This window comes from Micromonospora sp. S4605 (assembly GCF_003176715.1).
Lineage (GTDB): Bacteria > Actinomycetota > Actinomycetes > Mycobacteriales > Micromonosporaceae > Micromonospora > Micromonospora echinaurantiaca.
The window spans coordinates 1-1,171 of record NZ_QGSW01000070.1 but is presented as its reverse complement, the minus strand read 5'-3'; the positions used below and the strand labels follow the sequence as shown (position 1 = coordinate 1,171).

The 1,171-nt window shown below is 78.3% G+C and carries 2 protein-coding genes; both read left to right on the top strand.

Annotated features, from left to right (window positions below):
• Positions 1-59: 59 nt before the first annotated feature.
• Positions 60-596 carry a hypothetical protein gene (locus tag DLJ47_RS03865; protein WP_109898726.1) on the top strand — a complete coding sequence of 179 codons (537 nt, stop codon included), beginning with the start codon at positions 60-62 and terminating at the stop codon, positions 594-596.
• 10 nt (positions 597-606) lie between these two features.
• Positions 607-1,171, top strand: a 565-nt coding sequence (locus tag DLJ47_RS03860) for a prephenate dehydratase domain-containing protein (protein ID WP_274703354.1), incomplete at its 3' end; no start/stop codon positions are given.

The following is a 1,171-nucleotide window of genomic DNA, read 5'->3' as shown; positions in this document are numbered from 1 at the left end:
ACCCCGTGCCGTCCACCCCGCCCCGCCGCGCCCCGCACGGAGCGCACCGCCGTGTCCGGCTGCCGGCACCGGGCCGGTGGCCGGCGGTGGTCGTCGCGCTGGTCGCCGGGGTGCTCGCCGGCTGCGGCACCCCACCGGAGCTGCGTACCGCCGAACCGGGGCCGGTGAGCACGCCGAGCCGGACGGCCGCCCCGACGCCGACCGGCACCGCACCGCCCCCGGTCGGCCCGACCGGGTTGCCCGGGCTCGGCACGCCCACCCCGACGGCCGACACCGGACTGGTAGCGGTGGCCTGCTCGTCCGGGCCGACCGGCGCGCGGGTGGTCGACCTGGTGCGCGGCCGGGGCGGGGTGCTCCCCCGGGACGTGCGGGTCCGGGTGGTCAGCGGACCGCTCTGCGCCGCCGAGTGGCAGTACACGGTGCTCGACGTGACCGGCCACGAGCAGCTCCAGGTGGTCACCCGGGGTCCGGGAAGCGCCCCACGGCTGGTCACCGCCGGCACCGACGTGTGCACGGTGGAGGTGCGGGCGGCCGGCCCGCCCGGGATCCGGAACCTGGCCTGCGAGGGCGGCACGCTCGGCGTACCGGGTGCGTAGGCTGGTCGCCATGCCGGGTACACCGCCGACGCGCTTCGTCTACCTCGGGCCGGAGGGCACCTTCGCCGAGCAGGCGCTGCGCACCGTCCCCGCCGCCGAGCGCGGCACCCGTACGCCCGCCCGCAGCGTCGGGGAGGCGCTGGAGAGCGTACGGGCCGGTGAGGCGGACGCCGCCCTGGTGCCGCTGGAGAACTCGATCGGCGGCGCGGTGGGGGTGACCCTGGACGAGCTGGCCGAGGGGGAACCGCTGGTGATCACCCGCGAGGTGATCCTGCCGGTGGAGTTCGTCCTCGGTGCCCGGGCCGGCACGTCGCTGACCTCGGTGCAGACCGTCGCCGCCCATCCGCAGGCGTCCACCCAGTGCCGGGGTTGGCTCCGGGCGCACCTGCCCGACGCGGTGGTGGTCGACGTGCTCTCCAACGGCGCCGCGGCGGCCGGTGCCGCGGCCGGCGACTACGACGCGGCGATCTGCGCCCCGATCGGGGCCGCCCGGCACCGGCTGGCGGTGCTGGCCGACAAGATCGCCGACCACCCGGACGCGGTGACCCGGTTCGCGCTGGTCTCCCGCCCCGGCC